At 38.8% G+C, this 17,557-nt stretch carries 20 protein-coding genes and 4 pseudogenes; 16 read left to right on the top strand and 8 right to left on the bottom strand.

Annotation, left to right across the window (positions count from 1 at the left end):
* Positions 1-87: 87 nt before the first annotated feature.
* The 16 genes and pseudogenes from GYO_RS43780 to GYO_RS35260 all read left to right on the top strand — a co-directional run.
* Positions 88-261: pseudogene (locus GYO_RS43780) on the top strand (YbbN family protein); the annotation flags it as partial.
* An 18-nt stretch (positions 262-279) separates the two neighbouring features.
* Complete coding sequence (locus tag GYO_RS35320) at positions 280-1,371, top strand: PAS domain-containing sensor histidine kinase (protein ID WP_014114517.1); 1,092 nt, start codon at positions 280-282, stop codon at positions 1,369-1,371.
* Positions 1,346-1,990 (top strand): response regulator, encoded by a 645-nt coding sequence (locus GYO_RS35315; RefSeq protein ID WP_014114516.1) that lies wholly within the window; start codon positions 1,346-1,348, stop codon positions 1,988-1,990. The genes GYO_RS35320 and GYO_RS35315 overlap by 26 nt, the downstream gene beginning before the upstream one ends.
* Positions 1,991-2,138: 148 nt before the next feature.
* Positions 2,139-3,338, top strand: coding sequence for an NAD(P)/FAD-dependent oxidoreductase (locus GYO_RS35310; protein WP_014114515.1), 1,200 nt, complete (start codon positions 2,139-2,141; stop codon positions 3,336-3,338).
* 66 nt (positions 3,339-3,404) lie between these two features.
* A complete protein-coding gene (locus GYO_RS35305) occupies positions 3,405-4,817 on the top strand; it encodes an MBL fold metallo-hydrolase (protein WP_014114514.1) in 1,413 nt (470 codons plus the stop codon).
* A gap of 1,082 nt (positions 4,818-5,899) precedes the next feature.
* Complete coding sequence (locus GYO_RS43880) at positions 5,900-6,043, top strand: hypothetical protein (RefSeq protein WP_014114512.1); 144 nt, start codon at positions 5,900-5,902, stop codon at positions 6,041-6,043.
* 168 nt (positions 6,044-6,211) lie between these two features.
* A pseudogene (locus GYO_RS43435) lies at positions 6,212-6,351 on the top strand (cupin domain-containing protein); the annotation flags it as partial.
* A 404-nt stretch (positions 6,352-6,755) separates the two neighbouring features.
* Positions 6,756-7,121 (top strand): rhodanese-like domain-containing protein, encoded by a 366-nt coding sequence (locus tag GYO_RS44125; RefSeq protein ID WP_044059165.1) that lies wholly within the window; start codon positions 6,756-6,758, stop codon positions 7,119-7,121.
* An 18-nt stretch (positions 7,122-7,139) separates the two neighbouring features.
* Positions 7,140-7,400, top strand: a complete 261-nt coding sequence (locus GYO_RS35295; protein WP_003237170.1) for a metal-sensitive transcriptional regulator — start codon at positions 7,140-7,142, stop codon at positions 7,398-7,400.
* 153 nt (positions 7,401-7,553) lie between these two features.
* Complete coding sequence (locus GYO_RS35290; protein WP_014114511.1) at positions 7,554-8,036, top strand: DsrE/DsrF/DrsH-like family protein; 483 nt, start codon at positions 7,554-7,556, stop codon at positions 8,034-8,036.
* A 38-nt stretch (positions 8,037-8,074) separates the two neighbouring features.
* Complete coding sequence (locus GYO_RS35285; protein ID WP_014114510.1) at positions 8,075-8,443, top strand: rhodanese-like domain-containing protein; 369 nt, start codon at positions 8,075-8,077, stop codon at positions 8,441-8,443.
* A gap of 64 nt (positions 8,444-8,507) precedes the next feature.
* The gene (locus tag GYO_RS35280; protein WP_014114509.1) at positions 8,508-9,065 is read left to right on the top strand and encodes a sulfurtransferase TusA family protein; all 558 of its coding nucleotides are present in this window, start codon (positions 8,508-8,510) and stop codon (positions 9,063-9,065) included.
* A 21-nt stretch (positions 9,066-9,086) separates the two neighbouring features.
* A complete protein-coding gene (locus GYO_RS35275; RefSeq protein ID WP_014114508.1) occupies positions 9,087-9,482 on the top strand; it encodes a DsrE/DsrF/DrsH-like family protein in 396 nt (131 codons plus the stop codon).
* A gap of 32 nt (positions 9,483-9,514) precedes the next feature.
* Positions 9,515-10,649 (top strand): annotated as a pseudogene (locus tag GYO_RS35270) (MBL fold metallo-hydrolase).
* 36 nt (positions 10,650-10,685) lie between these two features.
* Entirely contained in the window at positions 10,686-10,913 is a 228-nt protein-coding gene (locus GYO_RS35265; RefSeq protein ID WP_014114506.1) for a sulfurtransferase TusA family protein, read from the top strand.
* A 61-nt stretch (positions 10,914-10,974) separates the two neighbouring features.
* Positions 10,975-11,751, top strand: a complete 777-nt coding sequence (locus tag GYO_RS35260) for a sulfite exporter TauE/SafE family protein (RefSeq protein ID WP_014114505.1) — start codon at positions 10,975-10,977, stop codon at positions 11,749-11,751.
* Between the two features lie 476 nt (positions 11,752-12,227).
* Here GYO_RS35260 and GYO_RS35255 read toward each other — a convergent pair whose 3' ends face one another.
* From GYO_RS35255 to GYO_RS35225, 8 genes and pseudogenes are all read right to left on the bottom strand, one after another.
* Positions 12,228-12,755, bottom strand: coding sequence for a PadR family transcriptional regulator (locus GYO_RS35255; protein WP_041521013.1), 528 nt, complete (start codon positions 12,753-12,755; stop codon positions 12,228-12,230).
* Positions 12,752-13,594: a sialate O-acetylesterase gene (locus GYO_RS35250; protein WP_014114503.1), complete on the bottom strand. Its 843-nt coding sequence runs from the start codon at positions 13,592-13,594 to the stop codon at positions 12,752-12,754. The genes GYO_RS35255 and GYO_RS35250 overlap by 4 nt, the downstream gene beginning before the upstream one ends.
* Before the next feature lie 399 nt (positions 13,595-13,993).
* Positions 13,994-14,329, bottom strand: coding sequence for a hypothetical protein (locus GYO_RS35245; RefSeq protein ID WP_014114501.1), 336 nt, complete (start codon positions 14,327-14,329; stop codon positions 13,994-13,996).
* 52 nt (positions 14,330-14,381) lie between these two features.
* On the bottom strand, positions 14,382-14,621 hold the full coding sequence (gene cdiI, locus GYO_RS35240) for a ribonuclease toxin immunity protein CdiI (RefSeq protein WP_014114500.1): 240 nt from the start codon (positions 14,619-14,621) through the stop codon (positions 14,382-14,384).
* A gap of 10 nt (positions 14,622-14,631) precedes the next feature.
* Positions 14,632-14,709 (bottom strand): hypothetical protein, encoded by a 78-nt coding sequence (locus GYO_RS44370; protein WP_503826130.1) that lies wholly within the window; start codon positions 14,707-14,709, stop codon positions 14,632-14,634.
* A gap of 178 nt (positions 14,710-14,887) precedes the next feature.
* Entirely contained in the window at positions 14,888-15,328 is a 441-nt protein-coding gene (locus GYO_RS35235; protein ID WP_014114499.1) for an SMI1/KNR4 family protein, read from the bottom strand.
* A 9-nt stretch (positions 15,329-15,337) separates the two neighbouring features.
* A complete protein-coding gene (locus GYO_RS35230) occupies positions 15,338-15,730 on the bottom strand; it encodes an immunity 50 family protein (RefSeq protein ID WP_014114498.1) in 393 nt (130 codons plus the stop codon).
* A gap of 20 nt (positions 15,731-15,750) precedes the next feature.
* A pseudogene (locus GYO_RS35225) lies at positions 15,751-17,362 on the bottom strand (T7SS effector LXG polymorphic toxin).
* Between the last annotated feature and the right edge of the window lie 195 nt (positions 17,363-17,557).

The raw sequence follows: 17,557 nt of genomic DNA, 5'->3' as shown, positions 1-17,557 counted from the left end.
TAACATAGGCAGATCAGAGAAAATTTCATTTGAAGGAGGGAGTGGACGAAAGAAGGGCTACAGAGCTGACTTCAATGGTGTCAATAGATCAAATTAGGACATGTAATGCTGACAAAGTGATGGAAGGTTGCAGGCAGGTTTTCGGTCTTCACAGTTCCTTTGCTTCTTTTATTTATTGAGGGAACCGAATCTCTAAGAGAAGCACGTTTTGTTCAGCTTGAACAGAAGTTAAAAAGAGTCTGTCAATTGTACGAGGAATAGATAGCTGAGGGAGGGTCCATGATGTGTCAAAACCCGAATTTCTTTGAACGGTATAAAGAAGAAGGAAAGTCAATGGAAAGCGGCTATTTAAGGCAGATCTTCGATCATTTGCAGGATGGAATCATCATAATGGATCAGGAACGTAGAATTCTGGTGATGAATCCATCCGCAGAGAAGATGACGGGATGGAAATTAGGGGAAAAGGTTCCCTACTGTTCCTACTGCCAAATGAGAAAGTTGGAAGCGAGAGAAGAGCGTTGTTATTTGCTGGCCAAGCGGGAAATTCCTTATTTTCTTTCCTCGATGCCCACCTATGAGGGACGATTCGTCGACATGGAGATGAGTACTGCTGTTATTTCAGAAAACGGCGATCAAATGGAAGTTCTTTTGGTCCTGAAAGATTTAACGATGAAGAAAAAGGAAGAGGAAGCTAGAATCTCCAAGCTAGTTCTGCAAAAAACGTTAGCAGCCCAGGAAAACGAACACAAGCGGCTGGCTCAGGAACTGCACGATGGTGTAGGGCAATCGCTATATTCGGTTTCAGTAGGCATTCAAGCGATTCAATCGCGTATGAAGCAAGAAGAAACATTTAAAAAGTACATGCAGGAAATTATCGATGAACTGGAAAAAGCAATCCAAGATGTCAAGCTCTACTCTCTCCAGCTGCGCCCGCACAGTCTCGATCAATTGGGGCTGATCCCTGCTGTCAAGCACCTTGTTTCCAGATTGAACAAGGCTCATCAGGATGTTTCTATTACGTTTGCCTCAAGTAATGTCAACAATCGTTTGCTGCCGATTTTGGAAATCAATTTGTACCGCATCATTCAGGAGGCGTTGCATAATGCCCTGAAATATTCGCAGGCATTACTTATTGAAGTCATACTGTACAAAGAAGATGGCGATCTCGTTTTGATAATTCAGGACAATGGTCTCGGTTTTGAACGCGGGCTGCCAGAGGAAGGTCTTGGATTCAAACATATGAGAGAGAGAGTCGATCAGATGGAAGGAAGTCTTCGTATTCATTCCGTACTTCAGAGAGGTACGACGATTAAAGTGAAAGTACAGTATAAGGAGGGGGAGGAGAGTGATCAGGGTATTGCTGGTCGATGACCACATGATGATTCGCAAGGGCATCCGTGTACTTTTGGAAGGTTTTTCTGAAATCGAAATTGCGGGAGAAAGGAATAATGGCAACGAAGCCGTTCTTAGCACTGCACAATTGAAACCTGATGTCGTGCTGATGGATTTGTCGATGCCGAACGGGCTGGACGGATTCACAGCGAGCAGTGAGATTCGAAAGTTGAACCCATCTGTTAAAATCGTGATTTTGACAATGCATGACGAGGAAATTTTTGTCCAAAAAGCGATAGAGGCGGGTGCCCATGGATATGTCTTGAAAAACAGTCATTATCAGTTGCTTTATCAAGCGATTGTCGAAGTGTACAGGGGCAATCTCTTTTACAAGACATGTGTATCGCAAGACATCATTGATCAATGGCTGAATTCAGAGTCTAAAAAGCCACCTTCTGTTCTAACTGTTCGGGAAAAGGAGATTCTCAGATTCATTGTGCTGGGTTATGCCAATAAGGAGATTGCCAATAAACTCTCAATCAGCGTCAAAACCGTCGAAAACCATAAAACGAATATGATGCAGAAATTAGAACTGGACTCGAAACACGAATTGATTCAATATGCGATCAAAAATAAATATCTCGACCTGACGCTCTAACATACTGCTCCTTAAACTTATCAAGACGAGGCTCACATGAAAGTAGGGGAGTTCCCCTATATAGATAAAGGAAGATTGATGTTAACTTAAAAAACAGAGACGCATCTTTAAGAAAAACATCAACTTTAAAAACAAAAGGTGGTTGACTATGTCAAAACACGCTCGTTATTCCATTGTCATTGTAGGAGCTGGGACTGCTGGCATCTCTGTCGCCGCCCGTCTCGTCCGGATTTCTAAAAAACTCAAAGGACAAATTGCCATCATTGACCCGCAAACAAAGCACTACTACCAGCCTTTGTGGACATTAGTTGGAGGCGGCGCAGCGAAGAAGGAAGAGTCTGAACGAGATCTGGCTACCTTAATTCCCGCTGGTGTCGACTTGATTGGCGATGCTGTAACAGAGTTTCGACCGAATCAGAACATACTTCTTACAAAACAAGGAACGATCGTTTCCTATGATTATCTCGTTGCAGCAGCCGGTTTGCAAATCAATTGGGACGGGATCAAAGGCTTGAAAGGTACGATCGGAAAAAACGGGGTTTGTAGCAACTACTCGTACCAAACGGTAGATAGCACTTGGGAAAACATCCGCAACTTTAAAGGCGGAACCGCTATTTTTACTCACCCGAATTCTCCTGTAAAATGCGGAGGAGCTCCGCAAAAAATTATGTACTTAGCAGACGATTATTTCCGCAAGTCGAATGTTCGCAATCAATCCGAAATTATTTTTGCCTCGGCGAAATCAACCATTTTTGATGTCACGAAATACGCTAATGCGCTCGAAAAAGTTGTCCAGCGCAAGAGCATTCAAACGATGTACAAACGAAACCTGATCGAAATTCGGCCGGATTCAAAAGAAGCTTTGTTCGAGAATCTGGAGACCAAGGAACAGGAGGTATTAACATACGATCTTCTTCATGTGACTCCACCGATGAAAGCGCCTGCATTTATAAAAGAAAGTACATTGGCGGATGCCGGCGGATGGGTGGATGTTGATCCGTACACTCTGCAACACAAAAAGTTTGCCAATGTTTTCGGAATTGGTGACTGTGCCAACCTGCCGACGTCCAAAACAGGGGCGGCAATTCGTAAACAGGCTCCGGTTGTGGTGCAAAATCTGATGTCTATGATAAAGGGATCTTCATTAGATGCAAAGTACGATGGATATACCTCTTGCCCGCTGGTTACAGGATACAACAAACTCGTGCTGGCCGAGTTTAACTATCACAAGGTGCCGCAAGAAACGTTTCCATTTGATCAGTCCAAAGAACGATTCAGCATGTACCTGTTAAAAAGAAGATTGCTTCCCATCATGTATTGGAATGGCATGTTGAAAGGACTGATGTAAGGGAGGACAAAGTGTAAACAGCCATGCAGAAAAAAATAATTGATGATCCAAGAGGAGGAATCCAATATGTTGTTGCGCTACTTTTACGATGAAAAGCTGGCCCATGCATCCTATCTGGTCGGCTGCCAAAAAACAGGGGAAGCGATTGTGATTGACCCCGGCCGCAATCTAAACCCATATTTACAAGTAGCCAAAGAAGAAGGACTACACATCGCGGCGGCCGCAGAAACCCATATTCACGCCGATTTTGTTTCCGGTGCCCGCGAACTCGGCGTGACACACCAAGCGAAGCTGTATCTTTCCGATGAAGGCGGCGCAGATTGGAAATATCAATATGTAGATGAATTGAAACATCAACTTGTGAAAGACGGCGATCGCTTTTCCATCGGAAACCTGATGTTTGAGGTGATGCATACCCCCGGCCATACCCCGGAAAGCATTTCTTTCCTCTTGACGGACCGCGGAGGAAATGCGGATCGTCCAATTGGTATCTTTACGGGGGATTTCGTCTTTGTAGGCGACATCGGCAGACCCGACTTGCTGGAAAAAGCGGCTGGCATCAAGGGAACGGCAGATTGTGGCGCAAGAGCCATGTTCAAGTCCCTCTTGAAGTTCAAACAACTGCCAGATTATCTGCAGGTCTGGCCGGCTCATGGTGCGGGAAGCGCTTGTGGTAAGGCATTGGGGGCGATTCCTTCTTCCACTGTTGGTTACGAAAAGCTATTTAACTGGTCAATGGCATACACCAACGAAGAAGATTTTGTAAAAGCCTTGCTTGAAGGGCAACCAGAACCGCCAAACTATTTCTCCGTGATGAAACAAGTTAATAAAGAAGGCCCTGCATTGCTTAAAGATTTACCTGTTGCGCCAGAGATAGCTTCAATGGAACAAGTGAAAAGATTGCTGGATAGCGAACAAATTGTAGATACCCGTCCCTTCCAAGAATTTGCAAAAGGGCATCTCAAAGGCACAATCAACATTCCATTTAACAAGTCGTTTACGAACTGGGCAGGCTGGCTCATCGACTACAATCGACCTGTGTACTTCATAACGAATCCGGATGAAGTGAACGAATTCCTGGAAGCGCTGCGCTCTGTAGGTATTGATAATGTGGCAGGGTTTATGGACAGTGACAAAATCTTGGCAAGCGGCACTTTTACACTTGAATCGTACACGGAAATAGCACCATTGGATATTGCTAAATTGGTGGAAGACGGGTTCGTGCACGTACTTGATGTCCGCAATCTGACTGAGTGGCAGGAAGGTCACATTCCGAATGCGCAACACATCATGCTGGGAACGCTCCAAGAACGGCTGGATGAAATTAAAAGAGACTATCCGATCCTTGTGCAATGCCGTTCCGGAGCCCGATCTGCCATTGGGGCTAGCATCCTGCAAGCTAACGGCGGGTTCAAACAAGTACTGAGTTTGAGCGGCGGCATTGTCCAGTGGCAGAAAGACGGTCTTGCAATAGTGTGACAAGGTTCAATCCCTTGTCTCTATTCAAGTTGTCTTCTCAACACAAGTGGAGGGCATCGACTTTTTTATTTCTAACTACCTTGTGAGTGGAAGGGGAGCATATAACAGTAAGCTTTATTATCACTTGTTTTTGATCTGTTTCATAGGATCGTATATATCCGGTCTCTTCGGAATCGGGGGATCGAACATCAATTACCCTATGCTTGTGTACATTCCACTAGCACGTGGATTGCAGTACGATGTATTTGGGATCATTTTAATTCAAGCTTTTTCTGCATCCATTTTTAGTTGATGTTGTACATAGGGAGCACGATCATTAACGGGATTCTGTTGGAGGATATGGTGGCAAATTCTCTCGGCGGATGCCATCAATGTCGTTTATGTCATCTTGGCCACTATTGCTGAGATCATGATGTTCATCTAAGTGGAACCAGTTATCGGGAATTGACCAGTGTAACATTCTATAAAACAACAGCGGTGTTATCCGAATTGATTGTTGGAAATCGCCCTGGAACCGTTAGAGCTGCGGGCGTGTTTATCTTGGTACCAATTGATATCACCATCGTCTTCTTCACTGCCATTACTTTCATTTCTTCAATTGGATGGTCATCGGGAAAATGTTGACTGGTGACGTAATATTCTGGCTAGCCCCTCTCTCATCATGGTAGTCACCAGCATGGTGGCCGCACCGATCGGAACAATGTTAATTAAACAATTGAATATCAAAGTTCTGCATGAATTCTTTCGGTATTGATTCTTGTGACCGGTTTGGAGATTTTGGATTGGGATCATGCTTAAATCGTACTCGAGCACCATTGCTTATTTCTATGTAAGTTCAGAATTTGTTGCGAAAGCTTCATTCCAAGCTCTTTACTTTAATGATAAATCGTTTTTCTAAACGATGGCTTGTGATAGGGAGCTTTTTCGTAGCTATCATCATCTGCTCATGTATCGTTAGATATGATAGATTACTTATATTTTTAAACATTGTCTGGGTGAGAATAAAATAATATATCTACAATTTATTACGTTTTTATACAAAAGTCCGCCAATTACAGACGAATAAAATTGAAGGTAATCATATGAAGATGACATTCTTATTTCCGAGCCAAGTAACGCAATTCCCAGGTGTGCTTCAGCAGAAACCTGAGAATGATATTGTGGATAAGCTGATTGCAAAAGCAACAGAAATTTTACAAATGAATCCCTTCCGATTAGATCTCTAAGGTTGTCGGTCACTTCGACAATTATTGGAAAACAAGTGGAAAATTATAAATGGGTAACAGAGGGTGAACTTTCAGCTAAATAAAATACAAATAGCATTGGTAAATGAAAGGCTTACTCTTCGAATGCATGCTAGTGTTGAATGTAAAATTTTATATTAAATAATATATAAAGATTTCCTGCATTTTCAGAAAAATGTGATTAATACAGTAATACGTCGTTAAAACTATACTCAATTTATGCTCCTCCAAACCATCCATTTGGTACAGTTCATGCAACCAAAGCAGATGCAGCCGCTGCGGAAGATTAGCATAGATATTCTGCAGAATTCTGAGTAATTCGAGTCACATCCGGCATGAAACATAGGGAACCAGTACCTGCAAATTGTTCTTATGCAAATGAAACTCAATTTAATATCCATGCAGCGGAGAAATGCATGCTGTGCAACGTATTAGAAATAGTTGCTGAGCGGATGAACTGTCTTGTGCTAATTTTAAAAGTAATTGATTAAACAAGTCGATTTAAATGAAAATCGGATTGTTTCTTTATTCGAGTTACTTTTAGTCGAATTGGCATTAGCGAAATGTGAGTGTTTTTCAGTCGTTAGAGGTTAAAATTAATTAATAGATCAAAGAAATTAGTTTTTCACACTTGACTATATACCTATGGGGGTATATTATTGCGTTATGAATAACAAAGGGTTAATAAGGTGGTGTGGTTAGTATCAATTATTTAGTTGTTGCATTTCTGCTTATTTTTGTTATTATCTATGCAACGTATAGACGTTATTATCCTATAACCGGAATCTCTTGTATCCATAAGGATAAATTAGAGACCACGGACATAACAATATTAGATATTCGCCAATATAACGATGTACCCAATTTTTCAGATGGTATTATTTTAAACATCCCATATGCGTATCTAAAACGTTTTTATTTAGAGATTCCACGTGATAAAATACACATAATAGCTCATGATAGGGTGGAATTAAATTTAGGAGTGCGTTTTCTGAAGAACAAAGGTATCCATGTAAATAGTTATGAATTGGCAACATGTAAATGTAAAAATAAATTATAGAAAGGATTTCATCGATATATGGAGTATGATCAAAAGATTAAAAACCGCTTACGCCGAATAGAAGGACAAATTAAAGGTGTATTGACTATGATGGAACAAGGAAAAGATTGTAGAGAGGTTGTGACCCAACTAGCAGCTTCACGTAATGCTATCGATCGAGCAATGGGTTTAATTGTGAGCACAAACCTTGAACATTGTGTTCGTGAAAGTTTAGAAAAGGGCGAAGACACACAAAACTTAGTAAAAGAAGCAGTCGACTTATTGGTAAAGAGTCGATAAAAAATTCATCAACCTATATTTAAGGTTGACGAATTTTTATATGTATTATATTATACCCCTGCCGGTATTTAATGAGTTGAATAATAGCAGTTCTTTCGAAAAAATTTTTTGATCTCAATATACCCCCACGGGTAATTAGTTAGGAGAATAAACATGACAGAACAAACAAAACGCACAACAATTGTTTTATTTAGCGGGGATTATGATAAAGCAATGGCAGCCTATATTATTGCAAATGGTGCTGCTGCCTACGATCATGAAGTGACGATCTTTCATACTTTTTGGGGATTAAATGCTTTGCGTAAAGAAGAGCTGGTTCCAGTAAAAAAAGGGTTTCTTGAAAAAATGTTTGGAAAGATGATGCCTCGTGGTGCTGATAAGATGGGTTTATCTAGAATGAACTTTGCAGGTATGGGCCCTAAAATGATTAAAAATGTGATGAAAAAGCATAATGCACTTACGTTGCCTCAGTTGATTGAGGTGGCTCAAGAACAGGGTGTAAAGCTTGTAGCTTGTACGATGACAATGGATCTTCTTGGTTTAAAGGAAAAAGAACTATTGGATGAAATCGACTATGCTGGTGTAGCAGCTTATTTGGCAGATGCTGAAGAAGGCAGTGTCAACTTATTTATTTAAAATTACCAATGCAGATTAAATAAAGGAGGTGAAACACAATGAATTGTGGCGTTATCATCAATATCTTACTTATTTTATTTTTACTTTGGATTGTATTTCGACGATTTTTACCAGTGCAAGGTGTTAAACAGATAACAACTACTGATTTAAAGTCAGAGCTGAAAAATAAAGGAAAACAGTTTATCGATGTACGAACACCTCATGAATTTCGTACAAGGCATATTAAAGAGTTCAAAAATATTCCCTTGTCAAAATTGGCTCATCAAACAAGTCAACTTTCGAAAGACCAAGAAGTTTTTGTTATTTGTCAAAGTGGAATGAGAAGTTTAAAGGCGAGCAAGGTATTGAAAAAACAAGGATTTAAAAATATCACAAATATTAAAGGTGGTATGAATACATGGCCATAAAACCTTAAATATTATTTTTTTGTATATTTATATACCCCCACCCCTATTTGAAAAGGAGGAAAAAATGATGAAGGTAAATATTGTGTTAGACGCTAAAGGCTTGACGTGTCCAATGCCCATTGTAAAAACGAAGAAGAAGATGAAGGATTTAAAAGCTGGTGAAGTATTAGAAATTCAAGCAACAGACAAAGGATTTACAGCAGATCTGCAAGCATGGGCAAATAGCACAGGTCACGAATATCTAGGTACTGAAACAGAGGGAGAAATACTTCATCATTTTCTTCGTAAAGGAGGAGGGCATTCATCAGAAAGCGCACCTTCTATTCCTGAGGTTTCACTAGAAGTTTTCAAACAGAAAGTGGAAAGTGACGAGCCTCTTAACATTTTAGATGTCCGAGAGGTAGATGAGTATGAAGACGCTCATATCCCGGGAGTTGTGCATATCCCTCTTGGTGAAGTAGAAAAGCGCTCTAACGAGTTAAACAAAGATGATGAAATTTATATTATTTGCCATTCAGGAAGAAGGAGTGAAATGGCAGCTCAAACGATGAAAAAACAAGGTTTTAAAAAGGTTATTAATGTTGTCCCTGGTATGCGTGATTGGACAGGTAAAACAGAATAAATAAGAAAAGGATGATAACAAATGAGTACAAGAGTAGCAATTATTGCGGCAAATGGTGGTCTATTTGATGCCTATAAAGTTTTTAATATTGCGACTGCCGCAGCAGCAAGTGATCAAGAAGTATCTATCTTCTTTACATTCGAGGGATTAAATCTGATTCATAAGCAAGCGCATCAAGAATTAGAAATGCCGAAAGGGAAAGAACACTTTGCGGAAGGATTTAAGAAAGCAAACGTGCCGTCTATTCCTGAACTGATTGAAATGGCACAAGAGATGGGTGTTACATTTATTGGTTGTCAAATGACGATGGACGTTATGGGTTTAACAAAAGATGATTTTGTAGAAGGAATTGAAGTAGGCGGGGCTGTTACCTTTTTAGATTTTGCTAAAGATGCTGATGTATCCTTAACATTTTAGTCCCATTAAAAAAAGATTCGATATAGGAGGTATTGAAACATGACCGTAAAGGCAATGACCCCAAAAGAAGTGACAAAAAAAATCTTTAACAAAGAACCTTTATTTATTTTGGATGTGCGTAATGAAAATGATTTTAGTGATTGGAAGATTGAAGGGCATGACTTTGACCATTTGAATGTTCCTTATTTCGATCTTTTAGATGGCGTAGAAGATATATTGGAGAAAATTCCTTCTGATATAGAAGTGCTAGTCGTTTGCGCAAAAGAAGGTTCATCTGTAATGGTATCCGAGATGCTTTCAGAAGCAGGTCTTTCTGTATCCTATCTTAAAGGCGGAATGAAAGCATGGAGTGAACATTTAGAGCCGGTAAAAGTCGGGGATTTAAAAGATGGTGGTGAAATTTATCAGTTTGTTCGAATTGGGAAAGGTTGCCTATCATACATGATATTATCCAATGGAGAAGCAGCCATAGTAGATGCTACGCGTATGGCAGAAGTGTTTATAGATTTTGCAAAGGAGAAAGGTGTAACGATTACTCACGTATTTGATACACATCTTCACGCAGACCACATTTCGGGTGGGAGAGTCATTGCCGAAAAAACAAAAGCAACCTACTGGTTACCGCCTAAAGATGCTGAAGAAGTGGTATTCGATTATCAGCCGTTGGAAGAAGGAAATGATATTATTATTGGAAATACAACGATTAAAATTCAACCGATTTATTCTCCTGGACATACCATTGGCTCCACTTCTTTCATTGTGGATAATCAGTATCTTCTTTCAGGTGATATCTTATTTATCGATTCAATTGGCAGACCGGATTTAGCCGGTATGGCAGAAGATTGGGTAGGGTATTTAAGAAAAACTCTTTATAGCCGTTACAAAGCGTTATCAAAGGATTTAATTGTATTACCGGCACACTTTATGATCATTGATGAGCTCAATGAGGATGGAAGTGTTGGTAAAAAACTAGGTACATTATTTGCCGAGAACCATGGTTTGAACATTGCGGATGAAACAGAATTTAGACACCTAGTGACAGATCATTTGCCTCCGCAACCCAATGCGTATCAAGAGATTCGTGAAACAAATATGGGGGAAATCAACCCGGAGAAAGAAAAACAGCGTGAAATGGAGATTGGGCCAAACCGTTGTGCAATTCGGTAACACTACGTGATATTAACAAACAGAGGAGAGATGAACATGAAATCAGATAAAGTATTAGATGCTAAAGGCCTGGCATGTCCAATGCCAATCGTCAGAACAAAGAAAGCGATGAATGAACTGGAATCAGGTCAAATATTAGAAGTGCATGCAACTGATAAAGGATTCAAAAGTGACCTAGCAGCATGGTCTAAATTAGGTGGACATGACATCTTAGAGCAAGCTGAAGATGGAGATGTATTGAAATTCTGGGTTCAAAAAGGCTAATGAATATGAAGGGGTATCGAATAAAAAGATACCCTTTTCCTTTGAAAAGGAGGAAACCCGAATGGACATTGCCTTTATTATCACTCTTTTCATCATAGGGTTTATTGGCTCCTTTATTTCTGGAATGATTGGTATTGGAGGATCTGTTATTAATTACCCGATGTTATTATACATTCCTTCTTTAGTAGGAGTGATGTCATTAACAGCCCATGAAGTTTCAGGGATAGGAGCTATTCAAGTTTTCTTTGCAACACTTGGCGGTGTTTGGGCTTATCGGAGGAGTGGGTTTTTAAATAAAAAATTAATCCTTTACATGGGAAGCAGTATTCTTATAGGGAGTGTATTGGGTAGTTACTTTTCTCATCTCATATCTGAAAAAGGAATTAACTTTATATACGGAATTCTGGCCATTATAGCTGTTATTTTAATGTTGATACCTAAAAGAGGACAAGAACATAGAGAGGGCAAAGAAGTGTTATTTAATAAATGGTTAGCTTCGTTCTTAGCCTTTATTATTGGCGGCGTATCAGGTATTTTAGGAGCTGGCGGCGCCTTTATCCTAGTCCCTATTATGTTATCGATTTTAAATATTCCTGTAAGAATCACCGTCGCTTCATCTCTTGCGATTACACTTCTTTCATCTATTGGCGCAACAGTTGGAAAGGTGATCACAGGTCAGGTACTTTTTTTACCTTCTTTGATTCTTATTATCTCAAGTTTAATCGCTTCGCCTCTAGGAGCAAAACTGGGGCAAAAAGTAAATGAAAAAATCCTGCGGTGGATCTTAGCTTTACTGATTTTGGTGACGACCGTTAAAATTTGGTTGGATATTCTGTAACAGATCACTTTCTTACGTATGATTAAAAGAAAGACCAACAGAGTGTTTTAAATGTTGGCCTTTCTTTTTTATGTTAAGACATTTACATAACGTTCAATAAATGTTTCAAGTACAGGATGAAATTCTTTTTGATAATGGATGACTCGTACCAATCTATATGATAGACCCATATAAAGTATTTGAATTAGTATTGTCTACTGTCAATTAGCATTTTTATACACGGAATATTTAAACAGAGAAGAATTTGAGTATTTTAAAAGAAGGATAATACGATGGATTGAAAAAGAAGAACACGCAGCAGATTCACTTGCTCTTGTTGGGGGGGCAAGTGTTAACAACCCTATTACTGGTTTATTTAAAGAAGGAGTATAAAACCTGTATCAATGATGTTACTAGATATCTACGACACAGGTTTTATATTTAGGTAACTAATATTCTTATATATTTAACATTGCATTTTTTTATTATGCAATAGTTCACTCTATTTCTGCTTTCAATTTTTCGAACCACTCTAAATTAACCAAGTGGTGTGAACGGGAATTTTCGTTCATACGGCGAAAGTAATTGATTGTGCCAGGAATTTCTTGAGTGATGGACAGGTATTCATCAAGGAGCTCGATTCGAGTTTTAGTCTGGTCGATTTGTGATTGGATCAGATCCAGTAATTTATTTTTGTTGAATTCATCGGCAAAGAGTAACGCCCCATAAAATTGCAGGTTCACATATTCCGATTTGGTGCCGTATTTGATCATTAATTTTTCGAATTCTGCCCTTCCCGATTCTGTGACTTTAAAGTTACGGATTTCACGCCCACTGGTTGAGGGTTTCTGCTGAATCTGTTCAATAAAACACTTTTCTTCAAGTTGCTGCAGATTGTAATAAAATGAACCTTTCGTGAAGTTAACAATGTATTTGTAATGACGTTTTTCCATTAAGGCCAGAAGTTCATAGCCGTGAGCTCCGGGGTTTTGGATTAGCAAGCCAAGGATAAGTAAGGGAATTATGGTTTCATCACCTTCGCCATCCGCGCCTCAAATTCCGCGTACGTGATTTTACCCGAAGCCAAATCCATACTATGAAGGTAAATCTGTTCTGTTTTAGAATAGTCACCATTCACTTTCAGTGATTGCTCCTCTCCCGAAATGGGTTTCAGGATATGGTGCTTTTTCGAAAAAGCCTCGAAATAGCGGTAACCGAATTTGCGTTGTGAAGCTGCGTCTAAATGAATGCCATCAGGATTCGCAGTCAAACCTGCTGCAGTAACAAAATAACAATTCTGTTGTTCATTAGCAAAACGCAGCAATTGTTCATTAACCTGTCGAAATTCAGTCGCGTGCTGTCCAAAACCGGTCTTACCAAGAAAGTCACCAAGCCCTCCAATAATCAACGGTACCTCATCAAGTTTCAACTCGTTTCTTAGCGTCTCGATGATAAGAGTTAATTTCTCGTAATAAGTTTCATGTAGCGAACGATAACTGTCACTCTCACCTTGGTGCCAAAGGATTCCACAAATTTGACTGGACCGGAGGGCGAAGCGGGCTTCGGACAAAGCATGCTGAAAAAGGATGCCTTCCGGATGCCAGTCATTCAATGAACTGCCACCTTCCGCACAAGGGATCAAGCCAATTTCTTCATCGGGATGAGCTTTCGACCATGCATCTGCAAAAGATGCCGCCAGGCCAACGCCGGAAACCGGACGGTCGTAATTAATCGGCTCTGTCATCATCTGCCACTGTCCATTGCGCAGCATTTTTATTTTTTCATTATAGATAGGGTCTACTTCATTCAAAAATCCACGGCCCGCCATATTCGACTGCCCCAACATTAAAAAAGACTTTATCATCTTATTTTTCACTTCTTTACATCAATATTTTGGTCTAATTAGACTATAGTCAATTCAGTGTGTCTTGTAAAGTTTTAACAAGGTTTTATTTTTTTATTAGTATGTATGAAAAACAAACTAACATTGAAAATTTGCTGGATGTATTTGAGAAATAGCAAGTTCTTTTGCTTTTTCTTATTCTTATTCAACTATCGGGGGCTTTAGTTCAATAACGATCTTTCACACAATCGGGCGCGAAAAAAGCGGGCTGACTTTTCCAGGAGTTCCTGGTAACGTGTTTTCTACTTCAATAATTTCCTCGTTATTAACAGGTTGCTCTCCGAAATCCCATTCAACCATATGGTATCTCCGCCTCGATATGTAAAACCCTTCTTTATGTAAGAAGGGTTTTAAATTTATTCAATCTTTAAATATATCTGGAATTTTATCTCGCCATATTAATAGCAATTCTCTAAATTGATCGGTTTCAATTGAGTTTTCATAGGGTTCTTCTATCCTAAAAGAGTTTTCAACAATTGTCACATCTTTCTTGATGAGAACACTTGTAGCATTTAACTCAATCTCAAAATCTTCATATATCCCTTCTGAAACCTTCTCAATGTAATCTATATACTCGTTGGCCTGTTCTTCTGTAGCGATGTTTTCAATGAAATCAGAGAAAATACTGATTTCTTCTGGCAATACTATTCCTAAATCACCAAATGGATCTTCTTTAAATTTGTATGAATATTTCATATGTTATTTTTCTCTTCAAGATTATTTTTTATATAACGGATAGCAGTTTTGTTTATACCTTAATTTCATACCTATCCTTAATTCTTTTCATGTATTTCTCTACCTCGGGTTCATTTACTGAATGTCGTTCTAAATATTCACTAACAATTTCATTTAAATATTTATAGAAATTTTCGTAATCTAAAAGTACTTCTTCATTTTCTTTGACTGCTGGGTAATCGAAATAAAAAGCTATACCCTCATCTCCAAAGTAATCTTCTTCCCACTCTTCGTAGTCATCAGAAATACACACCAGACATTCTCTATACCGTAATCTCTATACCGTAACCTTCTCCGTTGGAGAATTTCTCTAAAATTCGTATAAATTGTTCATCACCCATAACCTTAAAGAAATAATTAATTAATTCTTTATTTTATTGTCCATTTCATTTTCACTCCGAATTAATTAATTAATCATTTAAAGCACTCTCATAACGAGAAGAGCTTGCCACCTTTTTATACCGGAGAAAGTATTAAAGAGCCTTTCTCCTCAAAAAGAAGGGGAAAGGCTTTATTCGTTTATTCCTTGTATAGTTTATTAACCAACTCTGTAAATGAATCACATATATGACTCAAAGCTTTATCAGGATCTTCATATGCAATCTCGTGATCCCAGAAAACTACGGATGGATTCTCTTTATTCAGACGATAATCGAAGCAGATTTCTTTACCGAAAGGATCACAAGCAAAAGGAACTATCCCAGGAAGCATTCTTCCATCCTGGTAATCTTCTAAGACCTCTAAAATAAAACTTGAACTATCCTCAGTTAGACCATGTAATCGATTAAAAACAGCACCTTTTGTATTTTTAAAGTCAAATATCTTTTTTTTTGGGCGCGCCCCATTGTTGTTTAATATAGTTGTAACATAGTCGCTAGGGAACTTAATATCTAATGCCTTTTCGATTTTTTTAACGGTTGTCTCCCCAATAGGCTCTTCAGCAAATCTCCACTCTGTCATATTGTCCAGTTAAGAGATCCCCAATAAACCTGGAGTGATGTTTTCGATTCTGGCCCAATCAAAAAGACATTCGAGTTGCATTTGATTATTGCACTTTATTTTTAATGAGCCATTACTATTAAGTTCACTAATTTCAAATTGATCAACAATATTATTTGTTCCGAGATTTTTTATCAGTAAATCCTGAACGCCTATAAAAGACATTTCTACATAAACAACATCCCACTTTCCCCAGCGTTTAGGTTTATTCTCAACAACTTCTTTTGTCATAAGACGCACAAATAAGCAGGGGCCATCTCTATTTAATTCAACATTCATTAATTCCGCGTCAGTAAAATTGGGCATACTCCCAAATATATTGATAATAGCTTGAGGATTCATGAATTTTTCTTCATTAATCATTTTAATGCTCCTTATTTCAATTATTTTCTGTTTCTTCTATCAAAGTAGTAATGGTCTTCCATACCATCTACTTTACCATTTCGTGTATTGTTTTCAGGTCTAACATTGTGATGGGAAGGTTGATTTCCAATGCCGCCCTCACCAAAATCATGGCCATGTGAGTGATCTTGTATTACAATTTTTTTGCCATTAATTTCGTAGGTTAATTCTCGAGTCATCACAGGTTGTTTTTTCTCATTAAGTATCCTATTACCGTTGCTGTCCGTTAGAGGGACCATTTTTTGACTAGCGGGTTGTTGCGTTCTGGGGATATTTAACTGTCGTTTGATTTCTCTTAGACTAGCACTTCTGGATTCATGATAATTTTTATTTGCGCCACTTGCAATGCCGCTGGTGGATTTAGACTTCGCATTTAGTTTCCCACTTACCCCATGGACTCCAAACGGAACAAAAGCAGACAAGGCTAAATTAATACTATTTTGTCTTTGTTCATCAGAAACTTTATTTCCGAACATGTCATGTCCTGTTATAGCCTCACTAAAACCATTTGCAGAAGCAAGTCCATAAAGTCCTTTGCTGGAGTTTTGAAGAGCATGGAATGTCTTAGGTGTTTTGTATACATCGAGAGCTTTGTCTGCTTTATACAATGCTTTACTTGTTGAATAAACAGCTTTTCCACCTTTAGCTAATTTACCTGCCCATCCTACGATAGGGATGTATCCTGCCGCAGCCATTGCACCGGCAGCGACCCGTTGTCCAGCAGTTAGCTTTTCGCCGGTAACAGGATCAACCCCATCAGCGGCTCTTTTATAATCATAATATCCAGAGACCTTTCCTGTAAAATTACAAACAGCATCCCAAGACTTTTCATACCATGGTCTGTTCGCCAGTTCTTCTTGTTCTTTTGCAATTCTTCTTTGTTCCGTCTGTTGGTCCTTAAAAGAGATGTAGTCTGTTGATTGTTTCTTTACATCCTCAGTCATCTTGTGAATCTCACTGTCTCTATAAGCCTTTGCATTATAGTGAATAGGAGAGGTGCTTTTGCCTTTTGCTGTCGCATTCATTAAAGCTTGATAATCAGCTTGAATCATTTGTTCATTTGCTTCTGATAGTCCGTATTCTGATGTTAAGTTTTCGTCAACTTCATCCATTTTCTCAATGGCTTCTTTTCGTTTCTTTTCGGCAGACGAAAGTTCATTTTTAAAAGTTTCTGTCGAGAACAGATCCAAAGGCAGTATATCGTTGATATCATTTAATATATCTTGCATGGCTTTTTTCTGTTCAGACATGATGGATTTTGATTTGGTGGAGGCGTTAGCAAGCTCATGCGCTAAAAAGGTTTCTTCTATGTAGGCATCTGATAAGTTGGCGTCTTCTAAGAAACCAGGAATACTCGTTAAGAAAGAAATTTTCATCTCAATTAAATCAATCCATTGGTCAGCAATGCCAGCTTGATCTTCATAAAATGATTTGATGTTATTAGCACCTTTGCCTGAAAACTCCGCTATCATCTAAATCTGCAACAGCTTTGAACGCTTTCTTTAATTTGACCATTTTACTTTTTAAATCTTTGTATTCCTTTGCTCGCTTTTCAGCCTCGGGGAGCAAGGTTTTGGCTTCAAATACTTTCATGATCATATCCTTTCATTTAATCGTCATAACAAAATATTACCATGGAAGAATGTTGAAACTAAATGTTATGTGGATCAAAGGGTGGAAATGAATCATTCGATCTGTGTCTTTTGATCTAGTTTTTTGGGCTTGCCAGCTTTTGTGAAATGCTTTTCATGGATAAAATAAGAAAAAGCCGTTATGCAACGGCTAAAG

The sequence above is a fragment of the Bacillus spizizenii TU-B-10 genome (genome assembly GCF_000227465.1).
In the GTDB taxonomy this organism is placed as follows: domain Bacteria; phylum Bacillota; class Bacilli; order Bacillales; family Bacillaceae; genus Bacillus; species Bacillus spizizenii.
This window is presented reverse-complemented; position numbering and strand designations above follow the sequence as displayed.

Bases quoted from the DNA above. Each gene is read 5' to 3' on its own strand.
- GYO_RS35320 (WP_014114517.1), top strand. From the start codon at position 280: ATGATGTGTCAAAACCCGAATTTCTTTGAACGGTATAAAGAAGAAGGA.
- GYO_RS35310 (WP_014114515.1), top strand. From the start codon at position 2,139: ATGTCAAAACACGCTCGTTATTCCATTGTCATTGTAGGAGCTGGGACT.
- GYO_RS35305 (WP_014114514.1), top strand. From the start codon at position 3,405: ATGTTGTTGCGCTACTTTTACGATGAAAAGCTGGCCCATGCATCCTAT.
- GYO_RS43880 (WP_014114512.1), top strand. From the start codon at position 5,900: ATGAAGATGACATTCTTATTTCCGAGCCAAGTAACGCAATTCCCAGGT.
- GYO_RS35295 (WP_003237170.1), top strand. From the start codon at position 7,140: ATGGAGTATGATCAAAAGATTAAAAACCGCTTACGCCGAATAGAAGGA.
- GYO_RS35290 (WP_014114511.1), top strand. From the start codon at position 7,554: ATGACAGAACAAACAAAACGCACAACAATTGTTTTATTTAGCGGGGAT.
- GYO_RS35285 (WP_014114510.1), top strand. From the start codon at position 8,075: ATGAATTGTGGCGTTATCATCAATATCTTACTTATTTTATTTTTACTT.
- GYO_RS35280 (WP_014114509.1), top strand. From the start codon at position 8,508: ATGATGAAGGTAAATATTGTGTTAGACGCTAAAGGCTTGACGTGTCCA.
- GYO_RS35275 (WP_014114508.1), top strand. From the start codon at position 9,087: ATGAGTACAAGAGTAGCAATTATTGCGGCAAATGGTGGTCTATTTGAT.
- GYO_RS35265 (WP_014114506.1), top strand. From the start codon at position 10,686: ATGAAATCAGATAAAGTATTAGATGCTAAAGGCCTGGCATGTCCAATG.
- GYO_RS35260 (WP_014114505.1), top strand. From the start codon at position 10,975: ATGGACATTGCCTTTATTATCACTCTTTTCATCATAGGGTTTATTGGC.
- GYO_RS35250 (WP_014114503.1), bottom strand. From the start codon at position 13,594: ATGATAAAGTCTTTTTTAATGTTGGGGCAGTCGAATATGGCGGGCCGT.
- GYO_RS35245 (WP_014114501.1), bottom strand. From the start codon at position 14,329: ATGAAATATTCATACAAATTTAAAGAAGATCCATTTGGTGATTTAGGA.
- GYO_RS44370 (WP_503826130.1), bottom strand. From the start codon at position 14,709: ATGGGTGATGAACAATTTATACGAATTTTAGAGAAATTCTCCAACGGA.
- GYO_RS35235 (WP_014114499.1), bottom strand. From the start codon at position 15,328: ATGACAGAGTGGAGATTTGCTGAAGAGCCTATTGGGGAGACAACCGTT.
- GYO_RS35230 (WP_014114498.1), bottom strand. From the start codon at position 15,730: ATGATTAATGAAGAAAAATTCATGAATCCTCAAGCTATTATCAATATA.